This window comes from Pseudomonas sp. NY8896, assembly GCF_039634505.1.
Map to the genome: position 1 here is coordinate 4,253,690 of NZ_CP132350.1, position 23,027 is coordinate 4,276,716.

Annotated in this window: 18 protein-coding genes; 8 read left to right on the forward strand and 10 right to left on the reverse strand. The window is 62.9% G+C overall.

Features of this window, described 5'->3' with window-relative positions; all coding sequences use genetic code 11:
- Positions 1 to 62: 62 nt before the first annotated feature.
- From Q9451_RS18980 to Q9451_RS18990, 3 genes are all read left to right on the forward strand, one after another.
- Complete coding sequence (locus Q9451_RS18980; protein ID WP_012271891.1) at positions 63 to 1,124, forward strand: YeiH family protein; 1,062 nt, start codon at positions 63 to 65, stop codon at positions 1,122 to 1,124.
- Between the two features lie 162 nt (positions 1,125 to 1,286).
- A complete protein-coding gene (gene ppnN, locus Q9451_RS18985; protein WP_012271890.1) occupies positions 1,287 to 2,660 on the forward strand; it encodes a nucleotide 5'-monophosphate nucleosidase PpnN in 1,374 nt (457 codons plus the stop codon).
- Between the two features lie 96 nt (positions 2,661 to 2,756).
- On the forward strand, positions 2,757 to 3,077 hold the full coding sequence (locus tag Q9451_RS18990; protein WP_012271889.1) for a DUF2790 domain-containing protein: 321 nt from the start codon (positions 2,757 to 2,759) through the stop codon (positions 3,075 to 3,077).
- A gap of 823 nt (positions 3,078 to 3,900) precedes the next feature.
- On the opposite strand, the gene Q9451_RS18995 is transcribed toward Q9451_RS18990, so the two are convergent.
- Positions 3,901 to 5,046 (reverse strand): GGDEF domain-containing protein, encoded by a 1,146-nt coding sequence (locus Q9451_RS18995; RefSeq protein ID WP_041166473.1) that lies wholly within the window; start codon positions 5,044 to 5,046, stop codon positions 3,901 to 3,903.
- Positions 5,047 to 5,351: 305 nt separating this feature from the next.
- Between Q9451_RS18995 and Q9451_RS19000 the strand changes: the two genes are divergently transcribed.
- Positions 5,352 to 5,699, forward strand: a complete 348-nt coding sequence (locus tag Q9451_RS19000; RefSeq protein WP_012271887.1) for a hypothetical protein — start codon at positions 5,352 to 5,354, stop codon at positions 5,697 to 5,699.
- Here the strand turns inward: Q9451_RS19000 and Q9451_RS19005 are convergent.
- Complete coding sequence (locus Q9451_RS19005) at positions 5,644 to 6,585, reverse strand: LysR substrate-binding domain-containing protein (protein ID WP_012271886.1); 942 nt, start codon at positions 6,583 to 6,585, stop codon at positions 5,644 to 5,646. The two genes, Q9451_RS19000 and Q9451_RS19005, sit on opposite strands and share 56 nt — an antisense overlap.
- A gap of 101 nt (positions 6,586 to 6,686) precedes the next feature.
- On the opposite strand from Q9451_RS19005, the gene Q9451_RS19010 reads away from it, so the two are divergent.
- The gene (locus Q9451_RS19010) at positions 6,687 to 7,646 is read left to right on the forward strand and encodes a DMT family transporter (RefSeq protein ID WP_012271885.1); all 960 of its coding nucleotides are present in this window, start codon (positions 6,687 to 6,689) and stop codon (positions 7,644 to 7,646) included.
- 9 nt (positions 7,647 to 7,655) lie between these two features.
- Here Q9451_RS19010 and pssA read toward each other — a convergent pair whose 3' ends face one another.
- Complete coding sequence (gene pssA, locus Q9451_RS19015) at positions 7,656 to 8,984, reverse strand: CDP-diacylglycerol--serine O-phosphatidyltransferase (protein WP_012271884.1); 1,329 nt, start codon at positions 8,982 to 8,984, stop codon at positions 7,656 to 7,658.
- A gap of 180 nt (positions 8,985 to 9,164) precedes the next feature.
- On the opposite strand from pssA, the gene Q9451_RS19020 reads away from it, so the two are divergent.
- Entirely contained in the window at positions 9,165 to 10,172 is a 1,008-nt protein-coding gene (locus Q9451_RS19020; protein WP_012271883.1) for a GlxA family transcriptional regulator, read from the forward strand.
- 68 nt (positions 10,173 to 10,240) lie between these two features.
- Here Q9451_RS19020 and Q9451_RS19025 read toward each other — a convergent pair whose 3' ends face one another.
- The 3 genes from Q9451_RS19025 to katG form a co-directional block, all read right to left on the reverse strand.
- Positions 10,241 to 11,575, reverse strand: coding sequence for an MFS transporter (locus Q9451_RS19025; protein ID WP_012271882.1), 1,335 nt, complete (start codon positions 11,573 to 11,575; stop codon positions 10,241 to 10,243).
- 119 nt (positions 11,576 to 11,694) lie between these two features.
- Positions 11,695 to 12,906: a M24 family metallopeptidase gene (locus Q9451_RS19030; protein WP_012271881.1), complete on the reverse strand. Its 1,212-nt coding sequence runs from the start codon at positions 12,904 to 12,906 to the stop codon at positions 11,695 to 11,697.
- Between the two features lie 261 nt (positions 12,907 to 13,167).
- Complete coding sequence (gene katG / locus Q9451_RS19035) at positions 13,168 to 15,423, reverse strand: catalase/peroxidase HPI (RefSeq protein WP_012271880.1); 2,256 nt, start codon at positions 15,421 to 15,423, stop codon at positions 13,168 to 13,170.
- A 379-nt stretch (positions 15,424 to 15,802) separates the two neighbouring features.
- Between katG and Q9451_RS19040 the strand changes: the two genes are divergently transcribed.
- Entirely contained in the window at positions 15,803 to 16,705 is a 903-nt protein-coding gene (locus Q9451_RS19040) for a LysR family transcriptional regulator (RefSeq protein ID WP_345960706.1), read from the forward strand.
- A gap of 11 nt (positions 16,706 to 16,716) precedes the next feature.
- Here Q9451_RS19040 and Q9451_RS19045 read toward each other — a convergent pair whose 3' ends face one another.
- The gene (locus Q9451_RS19045) at positions 16,717 to 17,595 is read right to left on the reverse strand and encodes a DMT family transporter (protein WP_012271878.1); all 879 of its coding nucleotides are present in this window, start codon (positions 17,593 to 17,595) and stop codon (positions 16,717 to 16,719) included.
- Between the two features lie 246 nt (positions 17,596 to 17,841).
- Here Q9451_RS19045 and Q9451_RS19050 point away from each other — a divergent pair, with 246 nt between their 5' ends.
- On the forward strand, positions 17,842 to 18,666 hold the full coding sequence (locus Q9451_RS19050; RefSeq protein WP_012271877.1) for an aldo/keto reductase: 825 nt from the start codon (positions 17,842 to 17,844) through the stop codon (positions 18,664 to 18,666).
- Between the two features lie 42 nt (positions 18,667 to 18,708).
- Here the strand turns inward: Q9451_RS19050 and Q9451_RS19055 are convergent, their stop codons facing one another.
- From Q9451_RS19055 to Q9451_RS19065, 3 genes are all read right to left on the reverse strand, one after another.
- A complete protein-coding gene (locus tag Q9451_RS19055; protein ID WP_012271876.1) occupies positions 18,709 to 20,805 on the reverse strand; it encodes an EAL domain-containing protein in 2,097 nt (698 codons plus the stop codon).
- Between the two features lie 136 nt (positions 20,806 to 20,941).
- Entirely contained in the window at positions 20,942 to 21,436 is a 495-nt protein-coding gene (locus Q9451_RS19060) for a GNAT family N-acetyltransferase (RefSeq protein WP_012271875.1), read from the reverse strand.
- A 103-nt stretch (positions 21,437 to 21,539) separates the two neighbouring features.
- Positions 21,540 to 23,027 carry an aldehyde dehydrogenase family protein gene (locus tag Q9451_RS19065; protein WP_012271874.1) on the reverse strand — a complete coding sequence of 496 codons (1,488 nt, stop codon included), beginning with the start codon at positions 23,025 to 23,027 and terminating at the stop codon, positions 21,540 to 21,542.

Here is a 23,027-nt window from a genome sequence, read left to right on the forward strand (position 1 = left end):
TTTTTATAAGCTTATAACCAGATTAACGTAGGCCTTGTCGAAACACTTTCCGGAGGACTCACATGGCCACGGTTCCGTCCAACCCTGCCTTTGCCCCTACCCTCTCCACCCGAGGGCGGCTCAATGGCATCCTGTTCGTCGCGCTGTTCGCGCTTGCAGTCACTCAACTGGCTGCCCTGCCCGCCATCGCCAACCTGGGCATCAGCCCATTGATCGTCGGTATCGTCGCCGGTGCACTGTATGGCAACGCGCTGCGAGACGGTGTACCGGCAAGCTGGGCGGCAGGTATCAACTTTTCCGCTCGCGGCCTGTTGCGCATCGCCGTGGCATTCTTCGGCCTGCGGGTAAGCCTGCAGGAAATTGCCGAGGTCGGCTGGTCGGGGCTCATCGTGTCGGTGCTGGTGGTGTCCAGCACCCTGCTGATCGGCCTGTGGTGCGGCATGAAAGTATTCAAGCTGGACCGCGATACTGCCTTGCTGACCGCCGCCGGCAGCGCCATCTGCGGCGCCGCCGCCGTGCTGGCATTCGAATCGGCGCTGCGCAGCGCCCCGCATAAAAGCGCCATGGCGGTCGGTAGCGTGGTGCTGTTCGGTACCTTGTCGATGTTCCTTTACCCACTGGCGATCAACGCCGGCTGGCTGCACCTTGACACCATGGGCGCCGGGCTTTTGCTGGGCGGCACCATCCACGAAGTGGCGCAGGTGGTCGGCGCGGCCAGCAACGTCAGCCCCGAGGCCACGCACATCGCCACCATCGTCAAGATGACCCGGGTCATGCTGCTGGTGCCGGTGCTGCTGGTGGTGGGCCTGTGGATCAGCCGTTCACGCCAGGCTGGCCTGGCGCAGGGCAACGGGCGCATCGCCATGCCTTGGTTCGCCTTCGGCTTCCTTGCTCTGGTGCTGGTCAATTCGCTGCAGGTGCTGCCCGGCAGCGTGACCCAGGCGGTGAACAGCCTGGACACCTTTGCCTTGACCATGGCCATGACTGCATTGGGCATGGAAACCCGCTTCAGCCAGATCCGCCAGGCCGGGCCAAAGGCCCTGGCCACCGGGGCAATTCTGAACCTGTGGCTGGTCGGGGGTGGGCTGGCCATTACCTTCGGTGTGCAGAAGCTGCTGGGATGATCCGAGGCCGGTTTGCCTGCCCCCACACCCTGTGGGAGCGGGCAAGCCCGCGAAGAAGCCAACTCGATCGCAAGGTTTTTCAGTACCCCCCTCGTTGCCGTCCACATTTCTCGGTATGGTGTTGTCAAAGAAGGATGTTTTACCCGCACAGGAAAGACTTAGATGCCTCAACGCAATGTCATCAATGCATCCGTCAGCCCCAAAGGCAGCCTGGAAACGCTGTCACAACGTGAAGTGCAGCAACTGAGTGAAGTCGGTACCGGTAGCCTTTACACCCTGTTCCGCCAGTGCGCCCTGGCCATCCTCAACACCGGCGCCCATGTCGACAATGCCAAGACCATCCTTGAGGCCTACAAGGACTTCGAGGTCAGGATCCACCAACAAGACCGTGGCGTGCGCCTGGAGCTGCTCAATGCGCCGGCCGATGCCTTCGTCGATGGCGAAATGATCGCCAGCACCCGCGAAATGCTGTTCAGCGCCCTGCGCGACATCGTCTACACCGAAAGCGAGCTGGCCAGCCAGCGCATCGATCTGGAAAGCTCCCAGGGCATCACCGATTACGTGTTCCACCTGCTGCGCAACGCGCGCACCCTGCGCCCGGGCGTGGAGCCGAAGATGGTGGTGTGCTGGGGCGGCCACTCGATCAGCACCGAGGAATACCAGTACACCAAGAAGGTCGGCCACGAGCTGGGCCTGCGCAAGCTGGATGTGTGCACCGGCTGCGGCCCTGGCGTGATGAAGGGGCCGATGAAAGGCGCCACCATCGCCCACGCCAAGCAACGCATGCACGGCAGCCGCTACCTGGGCCTGACCGAGCCAGGCATCATCGCCGCCGAGGCACCCAACCCGATCGTAAACGAACTGGTGATCCTGCCGGACATCGAGAAGCGCCTGGAAGCCTTCGTGCGTGTCGGCCATGGCATCATCATCTTCCCCGGCGGTGCCGGTACGGCAGAGGAGTTCCTCTACCTGCTGGGCATCCTCATGCACCCGGACAACCAAGGCCTGCCCTTCCCTGTGGTTCTCACCGGCCCGCGCAGTGCCGAGCCGTACCTGCAACAGCTGCACGCCTTCGTCGGCGCCACCCTGGGTGAAGCAGCGCACCGCCTGTACGAGATCATCATCGACGACCCGGCGGAAGTCTCCCGGCACATGGTCGAAGGGCTCAAGGCGGTGAAGCAGTTCCGCCGCGAGCGCAACGATGCCTTCCACTTCAACTGGTTGCTGAAGATCGAGGAGAGCTTCCAGCGCCCGTTCGATCCGACCCACCAAGCCATGGCCGAACTGGACCTACGCCGCGCGCTACCGCCCCATGAGCTGGCAGCCAACCTGCGTCGGGCGTTTTCTGGCATCGTCGCCGGCAACGTCAAGGACAAAGGCATCCGCCTGATCGAGGAACACGGGCCCTATCAGATTCACGGCGACAGTGCCGTGCTGGACCCACTGGGCCGGCTGCTGCAGGCGTTCGTCGACCAGCACCGCATGAAATTGCCCGGCGGCGCGGCGTACGTACCGTGCTACCAGGTGGCGACCTGAGCGTCCCTTTCTGAAATGTAAGTTTGCCGTCATGCCCCTGTGGGTTGGCCATCGATAGCCTGAGTGCCGAGATGACTGACCTACAGAGGTTCGAGGATGAAAGCCTTACTTTCTGGCGGCGCATTGCTGCTAGTGCTGACTGGCCAGGCGCTGGCCTTTTCCGATGACCGTACCGAGCAGCAGCTGGCTGAACACCAGCAGGCGGTTTTGGCGTATGCGGCCAAGGCGGGCAAGCCGATGCCGACGGTCGAGGACTATCGCTACGGCATGAAACTGGATATCGCCAGTGTCGTGCGACAGTCCGGTGACCCACGAACCTGCACCGTAACGCCGAAGCTGATGACTTTCGAAGACAGCCAGGGGCGCTTGCAGACCATTCGCTACAGCGCGCAGTCGCAGTGCATCAACAACAAGTAAATACAACCGCCGCATCGTACATGTTTTGATCTTGATCTTGATCTTGATCTTGATCTTGATCTTGATCTTGATCTTGATCTTGATCTTGATCTTGATCTTGATCTTGATCTTCGCGACTTCAGGAGGCCGAACGTAGGCCTTGCGGAGGGAGGTGACGGGCATGGATGCCCGTCAAGCGCTGGGCCCCAGGATGGGGCCTGCAGCGCGGTCCTCCCGGGAGCAAGGCCGGAGTGAGGGGACCCCGGAGCGCAGCGCAGGGGCCGGATGATGGGAGCGCAGCGTTTTTTGGTTACTTTTTGTCGCGTTTGACAAAAAGTGACTCGCCGTAAGGGCGAAAAGGTGAGTCAGTGTCGCCATCGCAAACGGACTGTTCGCTGAGTCAAAACAGACAAATTCTGCTTCTTGCTTCTTGCTTCTTGCTTCTTGCTTCTTGCTTCTTGGATGTGGGCCTTCACACCAAGTAAACATTCATTCTCGCAGGTGGCGCACAGTCACCTTTCCGCCCTTACGGCGGGTCCCTTTTTGTCGTGGCAAAAAGGAACCAAAAACCGTCCGCTCCCATCATCCGGCCCCTGCGCTGCGCTCCGGGGTCCCCTCGCTCCGGGCTTGCTCCCGGGAGGACCGCGCTGCAGGCCCCATCCTGGGGCCCAGCGCTTGACGGGCATCCATGCCCGTCACCTCCCTCCGCAAGCCCTGCGCTCGGCCTCCTGAAGTCGCAACCTGCGTCGCCTGAACTACCGCGCGCTAAAAAGCAAAAGCAAAAGCAAAAGCAAAAGCAAAAGCAAAAGCAAAAGCAAAAGCAAAAGCAAAAGCAAAAAACAGACTAGTGGCTAATGTCTGCCATGGGCCGCTCGACAAACCGAATGCTGTCGCGCCCTCCACGCTTGGACTGGTACAGCGCCACATCCCCCTGCTCGATCAACGCCGCCAGGCTCGCCGGTGGCTGGTCGAACAGGTTGGCACCGATGCTCAAGGTAACCGCCTGCGGCGTTGGCACGGTCTTGCAGGCGTACTGCTGGAACTGCTCACGCAGCATCCCACCCAGCTCCATGACCCGTTCACTACTCGCCCCACTCAGCAAGATGACAAACTCATCGCCCCCCAACCGCGCCGCCAGCGAGCGCTCGGGCAGCGCCGTGCGAATCATCTCGCTCAAGGCAATCAGCAAGCGGTCCCCGGCTATATGCCCGTGCAGGTCGTTGACCAGCTTGAAATTGTCGATGTCGATCAGCAGTAACGCCCCAGGTTGCGCAGGGCTCACGTCCTTGAAGAAATGCCCAGCCCGCACCTCCAGCGCTCGCCGGTTGTACAGCGCGGTCAGCGGATCACGGGCCGCCAGCCGGGCAATCCGTTCCTCACGCCGGTAACGCACGGTTCCCGTCATCGACAAGGCAATCAGCATGATCGCCATCGCCCCCTCGACCAGGGAAACCTGAATGATCAGCCCGCCAAAGGTGGCCAGGTCAATCAACGTACCCGGCGTAATCGCAATGATCGCCTTGGCTACATAGAATGCCCCATGAATCAGCAGCACATAGCGCAACTGCACCGCGCCAACACTCAGCGATCTGCCATGCGGCCGCAACAGGAAACTGGCCTTGAGCGTCAACGCCGCCACCAGCAACGAGTTGACCATCAGCATCACCTTCGACCACTGCGGCCCCACAGGCAACAGCAGCAAGGCGAACCAGACCACCACGATCATCAGCCAGGCACGCGACAAGCGCTCCTGGGTAAATCGCAGCACGCCCATCAGAAAAAAACCGTGCGCGACCACCAGCAAGCCATTGGCGAACCAGATGCCGATGAACAACAAACCGATCCCGCGCAGCAAAGCCAGGATGCAACCGACAGTAATGGTGGCGAAACCGGCGCTCCAGAACAGCAGAGAGGTTTCGCGGACACTGCGCCATTCAATTGCCAGGTACAAGGCAGCGGCAGCAGCCAAGGCAACCGAAATGGTCAACATCGTGGGTGGATCTAGCGCCATATACGCATTGGCCTATCTGGTTAACGAAGAAAGGCCCGATTGTATGCGCTCGTGATGACTTTTCAGAGGGGCCTTGCACGGTTGCCTGCAAATGATAGCCCAGCCCTTGCAGATACCCGTGCGAGCGACATGTCATATTGACATCATCGTGTCATTCGCACCACAAGAACCGCGGTCGTAATGACCACACTTGGTCGGATAGTGCCGTACCGGAAGGGCTGGCCAACTGGCACGAAAGCTGAAGCGTGACCTTTCGCCAAACACTGCCTTGCGGACCAAAAACCATGAAAAATCCTCTGCTCCCTCTGGCGATGACCCTGACCATCGCCCTGCCCGCCTGCGCCGACCAGGTGCTCTCGGAAAGCGCCGACAATACCGTCGGCTATGGCGCTGGTGGCGTCAGCGGCCTGATGATCGGCGCCGCGCTTGGCGGCCCGTTCGGCGCCATCGCAGGTGCCGCCCTGGGCGCCTTTGGTGGTGCCGCCGTGCAACAAGGCAGCGGGCACAGCGACGCGGCCTATGTGGTGCGCCACGACGACGGCAGCACCCAGCGCTACCGTTCGCCGAATGCCCACTTCAAGCCCGGTGATCAGGTGCAGGTGAGCGGTATTCGCCTGGCCCCGGCGCAGTAAGCCGCTGCCCGGACAAGTAACTCACCAGTTGCCGCCCGTGCGAACTCAGGCGCTCCCAGTCACGGAAACACAGGCGTAGCTCCAGGGTGGCCCAGCTTTCCGCCAGGGCCACCCGGCGTACCGGCAGCTCCTGCTCCGCACGCACAGCGGCGGTTTCAGGCAGCATGGCCACGCCTGCGCGCTGTGCCACCAACTGTGCGATTGCCTCAAAGCTGGGCGCTCGCACGCGCACCTTCAGCGGCATGGCCAAGTTCATCGCCAGCTCTTCGACAAAGCGCTGCATCGGCCGCCCACCCGGCAGGCAAATGAACGCGTAGCCCAGGGCATCGACCAGGCGCAGCTGTTCGCGCCCAGCCAGGGGATGGTCGGCGGGCACCAGCATGACCAAGCGCTCGGTGCGAAACGGCAGCGATACCACCCCCTCGCTGGGCAAAATGCCATCGTACACACCGATCTCGCACTCGTTGGCCACCACCACCCGCAGCACGTCCACACTCTTGTGCTCCATCAGTTGCAGGTCGACCTCCGGGTAGTCCGCCAGAAACGGCCCCAACACTGCCGGCAGCAATGTGCTGTTGGACACCGTAGAGGCCGCCAGGCGCAAGGTGGTGCGGTGCTCGCCAGACAGTTGCTGCAAGGTCTCCTGCAGTTTTTGCGCCTCACCCAGCACGCTGCGTGCGCCCTCCAGCACCAGGCGCCCGGAAGGCGTCAACTGCATGCCATCTGCCTTGCGGGTGAACAGCACCAAGCCACAACGTTCTTCCAGCAAGCGCAGACGATTGCTTGCCGCCGACACCGCCACCGGAAAGGTCGCAGCCGCCTTGCTCAGGCTGCCCGTGGCGGCAATGGCCAGCAGCAGGCGCAGGTCAGTCAGGTCGAATTGCATGCCATTCTCCAAATACGAATGCCCTGTTCTATAAAAAGCGATTCTAGCGCGACAGCCTTCTGTTCAGAATAAGCCTCGCCTTTCTTCCACGTAGGTAACGCATGAACGCATTCCGCAGCTTGATACAGCGCCAACTGCAAAGCGGCGCCCTGTACGCCGTACTGGCGGCCCTGGGCTTCAGCTTCAAGGCCATTTTCGTCAAGCTGGCTTACGCCGCCGGGCCGGTGGATGCCATCAGCCTGCTGGCCATGCGCATGGGCCTGTCGCTGCCGCTGTTCGCCTGGCTGGTATGGGCCAGCCGTGGTCAGGGCAGTGCCCCGCTCAACCTGGGTGACGGGTTGCGCGTCGCCCTGCTTGGCCTGTTTGGCTACTACCTGGCCAGCCTGTTCGACTTCTATGGCCTGCAGTACATCAGTGCTGGGCTGGAGCGGCTGATCCTGTTCACCTACCCGACGCTGGTGCTGGTGTTCCAGGCCATTGCCCTGCGTGAACGGCCGAGCCTGCGCACTTTGTCGGCCATGGGCCTGTGCTATCTGGGGCTGGGCATTGCCTTTGTCCACGACATCAGTGTCGCCGGGGTTGGCCAGCAGGTGGTGCTGGGCTCGCTGTGGGTGTTCGCCAGCGCGGTGACCTACGCGCTGTATTACGCCGGCACCGGCATGATGCTCAAACGCATGGGCTCGATGCGCCTGGCCGGGTTGTGCGGTACTGCCTCCTCGCTGATGGTGCTGGCGCATTACCTGATGGTGGCGCCGGTCGGGCAGTTGTGGCAGTTACCGAGCGCAGTGTGGGTGAATGCCGGGCTGATGGCCGTGTTTTCCACGGTGCTGCCGATCTACTGGGTAGCGTTGGCGATCCAGCGCCTGGGGCCGACCCATACAGCGGCGGTGGGTAACCTGGGGCCGGTACTGACGGTATTGGCCTCATGGGCGATCTTGAATGAAGAGATTTCGCTGTACCAGGTAGTGGGGCTGGCGGTGGTGCTGTTTGCCGTATCGCGGCTCAAGCCCCGAGCCAAGAAGGACATCGGGGCCGCGCCAGGCAAAGGTGCCACTGCCTGACGCAAGGCCTCAGAGCACTCGCTTGATCAACGGTTCCAACCGGCTAAAACGCAACCGCCGCAGAAGTTTGCGTACTTCCTTGGGGTGTTCGGCCTTCACCCCCAGCGCCTCTGCCGAGCCAATCTTCGGCGCATGCCGGCGCAGTGCGTTCAGCTCCGCTTCCCGTGGTACCAGCCACTGCCCTTGCGGGTCATCGATCAGCAGGCCGTTTTCCAGGTCCAGGTTGAACCCGCGCGGGTTCAGGTTGTTACCGGTCAGCAGCGAATAGCGCTGGTCGACCCACACGCCCTTGGCATGAAAGGTATGCCCCGGATCGTTCCAGATCCGCACTTGCAACTGGCCGCTGGCAATCGCGGCATGGCGGCGCCTGGCGAAGGCACGCAGGTTGTCTTCGTACAGATAAGGCAAGGCGCCACTGGCACTGAACGGCTCACCGGGGGCGATGTAGAAGTCATTGGCCGTGCGGTGACCGACCATCAGCTCAACTTGCACGCCCCGCTCAAGCGCATGGTCAAGCTCGCGCATCACCACCCGTGGCGGGTTGAAATACGGCGTGCTGATGATGATCTGCGTGCGCGCCGCAGCCAGCAACGCGCACAGCGCCCGGTTCAGCGGGTTGCCACGGCCCACACCCAGCAGCGGGATCACCCGTAGCCCCTGCCCCGCAGCGCTGGCCGGCGCCTCGTAGGCCATGCGCCGCAGCCGCGCGCGCAAACGCCGAATGTCGCCGCGCAAGTTGCGGGTAGAGGGCGGCGCCGGCAGGTCGAGACGCGGTGTGGCGGTGGGGTGCAGCAGACGCTGCACCAGGCCGACCATGGCATCGGCCAGCTCAGGTGACTGGAACAGGTGATAGCGGTCCAGGCGATAACGGTCGAAGCGGTGCAGGTAGACGTTGTTCAGGCTGGCGCCGGTGTAGATCACGCAATCGTCGATGATGCTGCCCTTCAGGTGCAACACCCCGAACAGCTCGCGAGTCTGCACGGGCACACCATGAATGGCGATATCCAGCCCGCGCAGCTGGCGCTGAGCCTGGTACCAGGCAGCGTTGCCCGGTTGACGCCCACCACCAAGCAACCCGCGACGGGCGCGGAACCAGTCGACCACAATGGTGATTTCCAGGTTAGGGCGCGCGGCCTTGGCCTGGTACAAGGCATCCAGCACTTCCTGGCCGGCCTCGTCTTCCTGCAGGTACAGCGCGACGATGACGATGCGCCGGGTTGCCGTGCGGATGCGGTCGAACAGGCAGGTGCGATAGGCCTTGGCATCAGGCAGCACCTGGATCGACTCGGGCGCCAGGGCGTAGCCTGGCAACGCCGCCAGCATGGATTCGGGGTTCACGAACGATCACCTTCTGTGTGCAATCACTGTCGGCCCTGCCAGTTGGCGGAGCCATTCCTGGCCGCTGCGCACGGGGTGTAAGATCAACCCGGCAACGACCCATAACAACAAGAACCACGCGAGGCTGTATTTCTCACTGCCCCTGACGAACAATGCCTCAGCTTGCACAGGAACAGCGCAATGGTCCACCCCGCTTCTGCAAACCTCCCGCCGTCTATTGTAAAGAGTTGTTCCGTAAAGACCTTCGGCTTTCTGATTTTGCCCAATTTCACCACCATCGGCCTGGCGTCGGCGGTAGAAACCTTGCGCATGGCCAACTTGGCCGCGCGCAAGCCGCTGTTTCGCAGCGTGCTGATCGCGGCAGACGATATGCCGGTAGTGGCCAGTAACGGCATGCGCGTATTGCCCGACTACAGCATCGCCAATGCCCCCGCACTGGATGCCCTGCTGGTGGTCGGCGCCAACCCGATCGACCGCAGCCGTGGCAACCGCCCGCTGATCGACTGGTTGCGCCAACTGGCCCGCCAACGCTTGCCACTGGGCGGCATCTGCACCGGCAGCTACCTGTTGGCCAAGGCCGAATTGCTCAAGGGTTACCGCTGCACTATCCACTGGGAAGACCTGCCGACGTTGCAGGCCCACTTCCCCGGTATCGTGATCTCCAGCCAGCTGTTCGAATTGGACCGCGACCGTTATACCTGCTCGGGCGGCGTGGCGGCCATGGACATGATGCTGCAACTGGTTGCCCGCGAACCCGGTGGCCAGGACATCGCGGCCAAGGCCGCTGAGCTGTTGCTGTGCGACCGCGTACGCGGGGAGCGTGAGCGCCAGCGGGTACCGCTGCGCACCCTGCTGGGTAGCGCTCAGCCCAAGCTGAGCCAGGTGGTGGCGATCATGGAGGCCAACCTGGAGGAACCGTTGGGGCTGGAGGAGTTGGCCAGCCTCAACGAGATAACCGTGCGTCAGCTGGAGCGGCTGTTCCACAAGTACCTGCAACGCACGCCCAGCCAGTATTACCTGGAGCTGCGGCTGTCTCGGGCACGGGAGTTGCTGCTGCGCAGTGACGTGCAGGTGCGCGAGGTGGCGCTGGCCTGCGGGTTCAGCTCGCCGGCGCATTTTTCCAAGAGTTACAGCCGGTTCTTTGGTTTGTCGCCGTTGGGGGAGCGGCGGCAAGCTTCGTTGCATTGATTCAGCATTTGCAATGGCTTTACCGGCCTCTTCGCAGGCGTGCCCGCGAAGAGGCCGGTGCAGGTTGGTCAATCCTCCAGGGCCGTGTGGGCCGTCTCCCGGCACATCAGCATGGCCACCAGAGCAACCAACGCTGCCGCCAGCAAATACCCCGCCGGTGCCAGCTTGCTGCCGGTCACCTGTATCAACCAGGTGGCAATGAACGGCGCTGTCCCGCCAAACAGCGCATTGGCCACATTGAAACTCAGGGCAAAGCCACTGAAACGCACACGGGTGGGGAAGATTTCCGCCAGCAGGCACGGCAAGGTCCCGTCATTCATTGCCAACATCGCCCCGAAAACAATCTGGATCGTCAGAATCACCAGCAACGGCTGCCCGTCGAGCAGGCGGAACAACGGCACGGTCAACCCCAGGAACAACAGCGAAGCCACCACCAGCATGGTCTTGCGACCAAACTGGTCGGACAGCCGCCCCATCAGGAAAATCAAGCCGATGTACGTGGCCAGCGACACCGTCGAAGCGATGAACGAATCCCGCTCGCTCATGCCCATTTCACTGGACAGGTAGGTCGGCATGTAGCTGAGCAACAGGTAGAACGCCACCGCGTTCAGGCAGGTGACACCAATACCGATGGCCAGGCTGCGCCGGTGCTGGCCCAGCAGTTCGCGCAGCGGTGTCGGGGCCATGCCGGCCTTGTGCTCCAGGCGCTGCTCCATCTCCAGGAACTTGGGCGTGTCTTGCAGGCTCATGCGGATGTAGCGCCCCACCAGGCCGAACGGCGCGGCCAACAGAAACGGCAAGCGCCAGCCCCACTCGTGCAGAGCCTCATTGCTGAGCAGCTCGTGCAGCACCGCGACGAACGCCGCCCCGAACAGCAGCCCCGCCGCCGTGCTGGCCGGCACGATGCTGGTGTACAAACCCCGCCGGCCAGGTGGCGCGTATTCCGCCAGGAACGCCGCAGCACCGGCGTACTCGCCCGAGGCGGAAAAGCCCTGCACCAGGCGTATCAACAGCAACAAGCCCGGCGCCCACAGGCCGATTTGCGCATAACCGGGCAACAGGCCGATGCAGAAGGTGGACACCGACATGATCAGGATCGACCACGACAACGCATTGCGCCGGCCATGGCGGTCACCGAAATGCCCCCAGACAATGCCGCCCAGCGGGCGTACCAGGAACGACAGGGCAAATACCGCAAAGGTCGCCAGCAGGCCGGTGGTCTTGTCGGTCTGCGGGAAGAACGTGGCGGCGATGATGGTGGCCAGATAGCCGTAGGCAGCGTAGTCGAACCACTCGACGAAATTGCCCATGAAGCTGGCCCGTGCGGCCTTGCGCAAGGCCTGGCGTTCGGTGTTGTGCGCAGGGCCTTCGAAGGTGGAGGGATTCAGGGTGGTGCTGGACATGACGGGGTACCCTCTGGTTCTTTTAATTGGAGGCAGGGTCTTGTGGTCATACAGTGTTTTTTGTTGTCTGGGGCTGGCCTTCTTCACGGGCAGGCCCGCGAAGAAGGCGCCACCTTTCGTTATTTGCGAATGATGTTGTGCTCCGGCCCATACGGGAACTTGGTGATGTTCTCGGCGCCATTGTCGTTGACGATCAGGATGTCATGCTCGCGATAGCCCCCCGCCCCCGGCCGCCCTTCTGGCAGCATGATCATCGGCTCGATCGACACCACCATGCCCGGTTCCAGCACCGTGTCGATGTCCTCGCGCAGCTCCAGCCCCGCTTCGCGGCCATAGTAGTGGCTCAAGGTGCCGAACGAGTGGCCATAGCCGAAGGTGCGGTACTGCAGCAGGTCGTGGCGCAGGAAGATCTCGTTCAGTTCCCGAGCGATATCGCTGCAGCGCATGCCGGGGCGCACCAGTTTCAGCCCGGCTTCGTGCACTTCGACGTTGGCCTGCCACAGGCGTAGGTACTCGTCCGGGCAGTGGTCGAGGAACAGCGTGCGCTCCAACGCGGTGTAATAGCCGGCGATCATCGGGAAGCAATTGAGGCTGAGGATCTCGCCTTTGCCCACCCGGCGGCTGGTCACCGGGTTATGCGCGCCATCGGTGTTGAGCCCGGACTGGAACCAGGTCCAGGTGTCCATCAGCTCGGCCTCCGGGAAGCGTTTGGCAATTTCCCGCACCATCGCCTGGGTGGCATGCAGCGCCACCTCGTACTCGGGCACGTGCTCACGCAGGGCCTCGACCACCGCCGCCCCACCGATATCGGCCACCTGTGCACCATGGCGGATCAGCGCCTGCTCCTCGGCCGACTTGATCATGCGCATGCGCATGCACGGCGCACCGATGTCCACCAGCTCGGCTTTGGGGTAGCAGGCGGCGAGTTTGCCGTGGTTCTGCAGGTTGAGGTGATCATGCTCCACGCCGATACGCGAGGCCAGCGGCAGTGCTTGCTGGATGGCGACGAAGTAGTTGTCGCGCTGCCAGTCGGTGTAGACGATGTTGTCGGTGCCGACCGTACGCCGCCAGGGCTGCCCGCCATCGATGTTGGCGCTGATCGAAACCACCTTGTGCTGGGTGATCACCAGCGCATAGGGGCGACCGAACGAGCAGTAGAGAAAATCGCTGTAGTAGTTGACGTTGTGGTACGAGGTGAAAATTGCCGCCTCGATGTCCTGCTCGGCCATGTAGGCCCGCAGCCGGGCGTGGCGGGCCGCATATTCCTGGGCGGAGAAGGTTGGCTGCACCTTGTCGCCATTACGGATTTTCAGGGTCTTGGGCATTTGCATGGTCGGGGTTCCTTGTCGTTGTGAGCACGCTGTTCAGGCCGGCCGCCTGAGAAGCATTGCAACAGAACCGACGAGGACGTTTTTGTATCTATCCGACCTGGAATTGGCGGGATCGCCACTGGCCCTGGGGGCTGCTTTGCAGCCCCTTCACGGCACAAGGCCGCTCCCACGGGTACCGCACAACCTTCTGGATTGCGCAGTACCTGCAGGAGCGGCCTTGCGCCGCGAAAGGGGCGCAAAGCGCCCCCGCTTCAAATAACACTATTTCAGGTCAAAACGATCCAGCTCCATGACCTTCTGCCAAGCCGCGACAAAGTCCCGCACAAACTTGTCAGCACCATCACTACTGCCATACACCTCGCTCAACGCCCGCAACTGGGCATGCGAACCAAACACCAGATCGACCCGGCTACCGCTCCACTTCACCTGCCCTGTCTTGCGGTCACGGCCTTCAAAGGTTTCATTGTCCGCCGAGGTAGGCTTCCACTCCACGCTCATGTCCAGCAGGTTGCGGAAGAAGTCGTTGCTCAGGGTGCCCGGCTTGTCGGTGAACACACCGAGCTTGCTGCCGCCATGGTTGGCGCCGAGCACACGCAGGCCACCCACCAGCACGGTGAGTTCCGGCGCGGTCAGGGTCAGCAACTGGGCCTTGTCCAGCAGCAGCTTCTCGGCCTTGACGCTGTAGCGGGCCTTGCTGAAGTTACGGAACCCATCGGCCAGCGGTTCCAGCACGGCGAACGACTCGACGTCGGTCTGCGCCTCAGACGCATCGACCCGGCCTGGGCGGAAGCCCACGCTGCCACTGTAACCGGCATCCTTGGCGGCCTTTTCAACCGCTGCGGTACCCGCCAGTACAATCAGGTCGGCCAGGGAGATTTTCTTGCCGCCGTTGTTGAACTCGCCTTGGATTTTTTCCAGTGCCGCCAGCACCTTGTCCACACCCTGGTTTGCAGCCCAGCCCTTCTGCGGCGCCAGGCGCAAGCGAGCGCCATTGGCACCACCACGTTTGTCGGAGCCACGGAAGGTTGACGCGGAGGCCCAGGCGGTGGAGACCAGCTCACCCACACTCAAGCCCGAGGCCAGCACCTTGGCTTTGAGGGCCGCGATGTCTTGCTCGCCGATCGTGGATGGGTCGGCTTTGGGCAGCGGGTCTTGCCACAGCAACTCTTCATTGGGCATTTCTGGGCCCAGGTAGCGTGCCAGCGGCCCCATGTCGCGGTGAATCAGCTTGTACCAGGCACGGGCAAAGGCGTCCGCCAACTGGTCAGGGTTGTCCTTGAAGCGGCGGGCGATCGGTTCGTAGATCGGGTCGAAGCGCAGCGCCAGGTCGGAGGTCAGCATCGACGGTGCATGCTTTTTGCCCGGATCGTGCGCGTCGGGCACCGTTCCCGCCCCTTTGCCCTCTTTCGGCCGCCACTGGTGTGCGCCCGCCGGGCTCTTGGTCAGTTCCCACTCAAAGTTGAACAGGTTATTCAGGTATTCGTTGCTCCACTTCGTCGGGGTGGAGGTCCAGATCACTTCCAAGCCACTGGTGATGGCATCGCCGCCCTTGCCAGTGCCAAACTTGTTGGCCCAACCCAGCCCTTGCAGCTCAAGGCCTGCCGCTTCGGGCTCGGGGCCCACGTTGTCGGCGGGGCCGGCACCATGGGTTTTGCCGAAGGCGTGGCCGCCGGCGATCAGCGCCACGGTTTCTTCATCGTTCATGGCCATGCGGCCAAAGGTTTCACGGATGTCCTTGCCCGAGGCCACCGGGTCGGGGTTACCTTCCGGGCCTTCCGGGTTCACGTAGATCAGGCCCATCTGCACGGCGGCCAGCGGGTTCTCCAGGTTCCGCTCGGCCGACAGGTCGCGGTTCTGTTCTTCGCCATGCTTGGCAGGCTCGGCCACCAGGTCACCCTGGCCTGGCGCCTGCGCCTTGAGCTGATCCTTGCCGTAGCGGGTGTCGCCGCCTAGCCAAACCTTTTCCGAACCCCAGTACACATCTTCGTCCGGCTCCCACACATCGGCGCGCCCGCCAGAGAAGCCAAACGTCTTGAAGCCCATGGACTCCAGGGCAACGTTGCCGGTGAGCACGATCAAGTCGGCCCAGGAAATCTTGTTGCCGTACTTCTGCTTGATCGGCCACAGCAAGCGCCGTGCCTTGTCCAGGCTGACGTTGTCGGGCCAGCTGTTGAGCGGGGCGAAACGTTGCTGGCCAGAGCCCGCGCCACCGCGGCCATCGCCAATGCGGTAGGTGCCGGCGCTGTGCCAGGCCATGCGAATGAACAGCGGGCCGTAGTGGCCGAAGTCAGCGGGCCACCAGTCTTGCGAGTCGGTCATCAAGGCGGTGAGGTCTTTTTTCAGGGCCTGGAAGTCGAGGCTCTTGAATGCCTTGGCATAGTCGAAGTCCGGGTCGGGGCTGGACTTCGAGGAATGCTGGTGAAGAATTCTCAGGTTGAGCTGGTCAGGCCACCAGTCACGGTTGGTGGTGCCGCCACCTGCGGTTTGATGGAACGGGCATTTCGATTCGTTCGACATCTGCGGGTACCTTTGGGTCGGTTATCCAGATTTCCGGTCTATGCCAGGTGTTCTTTCAGCCGAGCATGTGGGCTCGTGCCACCCCTCATCAGGTCTACACGGGGCTTGCGAAGCTGTCACGACGGGTTGGCGCGGCGTTGCACACAGGTGCTGTCACGCCGCCCGGTCGCGGAAGTCGCGGGGCCACGGGAAAGACTAGCCGAGCTTGGGCAGAGTTCTAATAGAGTGGCTGTTGGAGCTTGATAGGCTGGCTCTGTCAGGTGAGCCTGAACAGCGGCGCGACCAGCCCACCAAGAGGCCGGCACATTCGTACGATGCAAGCCGGCCTCCCGCATGCTTCAATTCACCGCCAGCCCTCTATTCCCGGAACCTGAAGCCAATGAACCGCAACGACCTCCGCCGCGTCGACATGAACCTGCTGGTGCTGTTCGAAGCCCTGATGATCGAGCGCAACCTGACCCGCGTCGGCGAAAAGCTGTTCATCACTCAATCCACTGTCAGCGCCGCCCTCGCCCGCCTGCGCGAACTGTTCGACGACCCGTTGCTGATCCGCAGTGGCCGCGCCATGGAACCCACACCACGGGCCATGCAGATTTTCGCCGAGCTGGGCCCGGCCATGGACGTGATATCCGCCGCCATCAGCCGCGCCCGTGAGTTCGACCCCACCAACAGCAGCAACGTGTTCCGCCTGGGCCTGTCGGACGATGCCGAGTTCGGCCTGTTTCCGGCCCTGCTGCAAGCCCTGCGCGAAGAGGCCCCAGACATCAGCGTCGTGGTACGGCGGGCCAACTTCCTGCTGATGCCTGGCCTGCTGGCCAGTGGCGAAATCTCGGTAGGCGTAAGCTACACCACCGACCTGCCGGCCACGGCCAAGCGCCGCAAGCTGCGCGACATCGGCGTGCGGGTGCTGCGCGCCGATGACCGCCCCGGCCCGTTGACCCTCGACGAGTACTGCGCCCGCCCGCATGTGATGGTGTCGTTTTCCGGCGACATGAGCGGCAACATAGACCTGGACCTTGCGCGCATTGGCCGTTGCCGCAAGGTGGTGCTGGCGGTACCGCAATTCGCTAGCCTGCGCGCCTTGCTGCGCAACACCGAGATGATCGCCACGGTCCCGGACTATGCCGCCTGCGCCTTGGCCGACGACGGCAGCCTGCGCGCCGACCCGGCGCCGTTCGATATCACCGAAGCCGAGCTGTCGATGGTCTGGAGCGGCGCCCAGGACAACGACCCAGCCGAGCGCTGGCTACGCGAGCGCATTCTGCAGTTCATGGCCCGGTAGCTGAAGCAGCCTTACTTGCCCCGCTGCATCCACGCCGCGCCCAACCCACTGAGGCAGATCACCGAAATACCCACCAGGCTCAAGGTATCCGGCACCTGGCTATAGACGACAAACCCAAGCAACCCGGCAAACACGATCTGGCAATAGCTGAACGGCGCCAGCAACGCCGGCGCCGCATGGCGGAAGGCTTGGGTCAGCAGCAGGTGCGCGGTCATGCCGAAGCCGCCCAGTGCCAGCATCAGCAGGGCATGGTCCCAACGCGGCACCTCCCAGAAGAACGGCACCAGTGCACTCATAGCCAAGGTGTTGCACAGCCCTGCATAGAAGTTGCTGGTGGTCGGGCTGTCATGCGCGGCAAGGATGCGCGTCAGCAATTGGTAGAAGCAAAAACCCAACGCCGAACCGAACGGGTACAGAATGGCCGGGGTAAACATCGCCCCACCCGGGTGCACCACCACCAGTACGCCAATGAAACCCAGTACCACCGCCACCCACTGCCCCACCGTCACCCGCTCTTTGAGCAGCGGCGCCGACAGCGCGGTGACCAGCACCGGGGCAAGGAAGTTGACCGCCGTCGCCTCGGCCAGCGGCAAATACTGAAGGCCGGTGGTAAACAGCAGGCTGGTACTCAACAGGCTCAGGGCCCGCAAGGTTTGCAGTAGCGGCCGACGGGTGCGCAATACGTTCAGGCCAGACTTGGGCAGGAAGATGCCGGCCATCAGCAGCGTATGCACCACATAACGCGCCCACACCACCATGACGATCGGGTACAGGCCGCCGAGGAATTTGGACAAGGCATCGTGGCTGGCGAACAGGAACGTCGCCACCACCACCAAGGCTATGCCGCGCAGGGGTTGGTTGACGCCGGACAGCGGTGTGCTGGAACTCATGGCTCTCTCGATGACGGCGCGGCGCCATGCCACGCCCAGGGAAGGCCGCGCAGGCCTGGCCTGGCGGATGCAACAGCTCGAATTCTAGAAGAGATGCCGCAGCATAAGGAAGTTGATTTACCGCTTGTCCAGGCTGAGTGCGATTTCTGTTCGCTGATCGACCACTTTCCACCTTGCACGCATGGCCCGTGTGCTGTTGATCACCGACCATCGACCCACCTCCTGCACCCTCTACAAGGAATTTACATGCAAAGGCTCACCACCCGTAACGGCCTGGACCTGCCTGCAATCGGCCTGGGCACCTGGCCGATGACCGGCAGTGAATGCACCCAGGCCGTGCACCAGGCACTGGACGTGGGTTACCGACACATCGACACCGCCACTGCCTACGAAAACGAAGCGGCCGTTGGCCAGGCGCTGCGCGACAGCGATGTGCCACGCGAGCAAATCCATCTGACCACCAAGGTTTGGTGGGACCGCCTGGAGCCCAAAGCCATGCGCCAGTCGCTGGAAGACAGCCTGCGCGCGCTGGGTACCGAACAGGTTGACCTGTTTCACATCCACTGGCCCGGCAAGGACTGGGACCTGGCCCGCAGCATCGACACCCTGGTAGCCCTGCGTGACGAGGGCAAGACGCGCCACATCGGTGTGGCCAACTTCCCGCTGGGGCTGCTGCGCCAGGTGGTGGAAACGCTGGGTGCGCCATTGTCGGCCATTCAGGTGGAATACCACGTGCTGCTCGGCCAGCAACCGCTGCTCGACTACGCCCGCAGCCATGACCTGTTGCTCACTGCCTATACGCCGCTGGCACGTGGCCAGGCAGCCGCGCAGCCGGTGATCCAGGCGATTGCCCGCAAGCATGGCGTGCTGCCCAGCCAGGTGGCGCTGAAATGGCTGCTGGACCAGGACGGCGTGGCGGCGATCCCCAAGGCTAGCAGCCGGGAAAACCAGCTGGCCAACCTGGCAGCGTTGAATGTGCAGCTGGATGAAGACGACCGCGCGGCGATTGCCGGGCTGCCGAAAGATCAGCGCGTGGTGAGCCCGGCGTTTGCGCCGGACTGGAACAGTTAACCTTGAAAGCTGGCGCGGTCCCTTGCACGACCGCGCATCGGGTTAGCTCAGGGTTACCACCTGCTTCAACCGCTCGCTCGCCGGCGCTGGCCGCCCGTACAGGTAGCCCTGAAAGTGCGAGCAGCCCTCCGCCGCCAGCCGGCGCATCTGTTCCTCTGACTCCACACCTTCGGCCGTGGTCTTGATCATCAAACTGTTGGACAGGTCGGTAATGGCGCGGATGATCGACATCGCTTCGCGGCTGTCGCACATGTCATGCACGAACGACTTGTCGATCTTGATCCGGTCGAACGGGAACGAACGCAGGTAACCCAACGATGAGTAACCGGTGCCAAAGTCGTCCAGAGAAATGGACACACCCAGGTCTTTCAACGCACGCAGGGTACGCACGTTTTCCTCGCTGTTGCCCAGCAATACCGACTCGGTAATTTCCAGCTCCAGTCGCTGCGCCGGCAGGCCCGAGTCGGCCAGCGCCAAGGCCACGGTGTGCACCAGGTTGGCGTTCTTGAACTGCACCGCCGACAGGTTGACCGACACCGTCTGCTCACTGTCCCAACTGGCAGCCTCCTGGCAGGCCAGGTTGAGTGCGCGGTTGCCCAGTTCATGGATCAGTCCGGTTTCTTCGGCAATGGGGATGAAGTCCATGGGCATGACCATGCCGCGAGTCGGGTGCTCCCAACGCAGCAGCGCCTCATAACCGGTAACGCTGCTGGTCTGCTGGTCGACCACCGGCTGGTAATGCAACTGCAACTGGCCCAGGTGCAACGCGGTGCGCAAGTCGGTTTCCACCAGGCGGCGCTGGCGGGCGGCAACGTCCAATTCGACGTCGAAGCACTCGTAGCGGTTTCGCCCATTGCGCTTGGCTTCGTACAACGCCATGTCGGCGTAGCCCAGCAACTGCTCGGCCTGGTCGTTGTCATCCGGGGCGATGGCAATGCCGATGCTCACCCCCACGCTGAACTGGTGGCCTTCGATCTGGAACGGCGGGCTGATGGCGTTGATCAGGCGATGCGCGGTGTTGCACGCGGCATCCCGCCCCTCCAGGCCCGTCAGCACCACGGCAAACTCGTCACCGCCCAAGCGGGCCAAGGTGTCGTGTTCACGCAACTCGCGGCGCAGGCGCTTGCCCAACTCGCGCAGCAGTTTGTCGCCAAAGGCATGGCCGAGGGAGTCGTTGATGTTCTTGAAGTTGTCCAAGTCCAGGCACAGTGCGGCGGTCAGCTTGGCGTTTTCGCTACCACGCACCAGCGCCTGGCGAAGGCGCTCATTGAACAGCGTGCGATTGGGTAACCCGGTGAGCGCGTCGTGGTGCGCCATGTGGTGGATCTGCGCATGGGCGGCCAGCTCTTCGGTGGCATCTTCGGCTACGAACAACACGTAGTCGGCCTGGCCCTCGCGGTTCTGACTGAGCAAGGTGCGGCTGCGCAAGGTGCGTGGGCCACGGGCGGTATCGACACGCGTTTCAGCGGCATGCCCCTTGGGGCTGCGGGCACCGCGCGCCAGCTGCTGTTCCAGATAATCGGCAGCGGCCGGTGCCAAGCATTCGCCGGGCAACTGGCCAATCATGCTGCGCCCTGGCCCGCCAAACAGGCGCTCGGCCTGCTGGTTGGCCAGCAGGATGCGCTGGCTTTCCAGGTCCTGGACAATGACGCTGGCGGGGATGTTGGCGATCACCGAATCAAGAAACTGCGAGAGCTTGGCCATTTCCTGGCTGTATTGCTCGGCCAGCTCCTTGGCCTGCAACAACTCCTGTTCCTGGCGATGACGCTCGGAAACATCGCGGGTGACCTTGGCGAAACCCACCAGTTGCCCGGCATCGTCGTACACCGCTTCAATCACCACATGGGCAAGAAAGGCCGAGCCATCTTTACGCAGGCGCGAACCCATTTCTTCAAAACGCCCCGTGCTGCGCGCCTGCTCCAGGTTAAGCGCTGGCAACCCGGCTGCGCGCTCGGCATCGGTGTAGAACAGCGAGTAATGCTGGCCGACGATTTCATCGGCATGGTAGCCCTTGGCGCGCTGGGCACCGGGGTTCCAGTTGGCGACGATACCCTCGGGGGTGAGCAGGTAGATGGCGTAATCCACCACGCTCTGGATCAACAGCCGGTACATGATGTCGGGGTTTGCAGCTAGCGACATGAACTTTACCTGAACCTTCGAAGCGCATGAAAGGGACCCCGGCTTGCGGCGGCCGGGTTTTGGAAAGCGTTGATGGCATTATGCCGCTCATGACGATTTTGTGAAGTGGCTCACAAAAATGTCGCTTTCTCACCCTTCAGTGGCGGGCACCGCTCACCAGGAAATTGAGCAAGTCCGGTTCATCGTCCAGGGCGATTGCCTGTGCCGGGCGCGACAGGTTCGCCAGCACGGCCTTGCAGAACGCCACGGCGGGCGGGTCCTGGGCGTAGCAGCGCAGCAGCCAGTCACCCTCGCCGCCCAGCAACTGCAACGCCACCGCTTGGCCAATGCCCTGACGGCGGTACTTTTTCAGGATGAACAGATCGGCCAGCTCCCGTGCATCGATACCTCGCAGTTCGCTGCGCTCCACCAGCACGAAGCCGGCGATGAAACCGTCCGCCAGCACCAGGTACGCGGCCCAGCCGTCGTCCTGCCAGTAGCGTTGCAGGTGCTCGTCGTGGATGTAGAAGCGGCCATCCACCTCGACATCTTCCTGCTCCCAGTCGGACGACTCATAGGAATAGTACTGGTAGAGGTTGCGGATCAGCGGGGCCTGGTCGGCGGTGGTTGGCAGCAGCGCGATGGGCAGCATGATGGGGCAAGGCTCGGGTAAAACCTGAATTCTACGCCATGACTCACCGCCACTGCATGGAACCGGGCGCGCCCCACTTTACAGGCGCGCGCCAGTAGGCAGGTCAGTACCTGATCATCACCGACTTCAGTTCGGTGTAATCCTCGATGAACGCACTGCCGAACTCACGCCCTACCCCCGATGCCTTGGTCCCGCCAAACGGCACCGCCGGGTCGAGGAAGGTGTGCATGTTGACCCACACCGTACCCGCCTCGATCTGCGGGATCAGGCGCAGAGCCTTGGACAGGTCGTTGGTCCACAGGCTGGCGGTCAGCCCGTAAGGGCTGTCATTCATCATTTCCAGCAACTGCGCTTCGTCATCGAACGGCAATATGCACACGATCGGGCCAAAGGTTTCTTCGTGCAGCAACGGGTCGCGGGCGTCGTTGGCCAGCACCACCGTGGGCTCGACGAAGTAACCTGGTCGCTCGACGGCCTTGGCCCCGCACACCACGGTGTTAGAAGCATGGGCCCGCTCGAAGAAGCCAAGAATCTTCTGCAGATGCGTGGCATTGGCCAAAGGGCCGAACTGGGCATCCGGGTCCAGTGCCGAACCAATCTTCAATTGCCCCAGCGCGGCAGCCAGCTTGCCCGTGAATTCGTCCACACGGCTGCGGTGCACATACAGGCGCTCCGGCGAGGCGCACACCTGCCCCTGGTGCACATAGGCCGTTTGCACGATGCCGGCTACCGCGCCGTCGACATCCACGTCGGCCAACAGCGCCGCCGCGTTTTTGCCACCCAGCTCCAGCGTGGCGCGGGTCAGGTTGGCCGCCATGGCCGCCTTGCCCACGGCGATGCCGGTCGGCACCGAGCCGGTGAACGCTACCTTGGCCACCTCGGGGTGCTCGATCAGCATCTGGCCCGCTTGGCCGCGCCCGTTGACCACGTTGAACGCGCCGGCCGGTACCCCGGCTTCGACCGCCAGCTCGGCGATGCGCAGCAAGGTCAGCGGGGTGAACTCGCTGGGCTTGACCACGATGGTGCAGCCGGTGACCAGCGCCGACGCGATCTTCCAGATGCCAATCATCACCGAGAAATTCCACGGCACGATCCCGGCCACCACACCCACCGGCTCACGCAGGGTAAAGGCGGTATAACGTTCACCACCAAACGAAGGCAGCGAGGGGGTCATGGTCTGCCCGGTGATCTTGCTCGCCCAACCGGCGAAGTAGCGCAAAAACACCACGCTCTGGGCAATTTCCAGCCCGCGCGACAGGTTGATCGACTTGCCCGAGCACAGGGTTTCCAACTGCGCCAGCTCTTCGGCATTGGCCTCTATCAGGTCGGCCAGGCGGTTCAGCACCACGCCTTTCTGGTATGGCGAGACTTCGGCCCAGCTGCCCTTGAAGGCTTGCCGGGCGCTGCGCACGGCACGTGCCACCTCGGCAGCGCTTGCCTCGGCCACACGGCTGATGACCGCGCCGCTGGACGGGTCGTGAATGTCCACCGAAGGCCCGGCCTCGCCCGCCTGGTAGCGGCCCTCGATGAAATGGCCATGGGGCCTGGCGAGGAACTCGACCACGGCGGGTAACAGCGGGATATCGCTCAT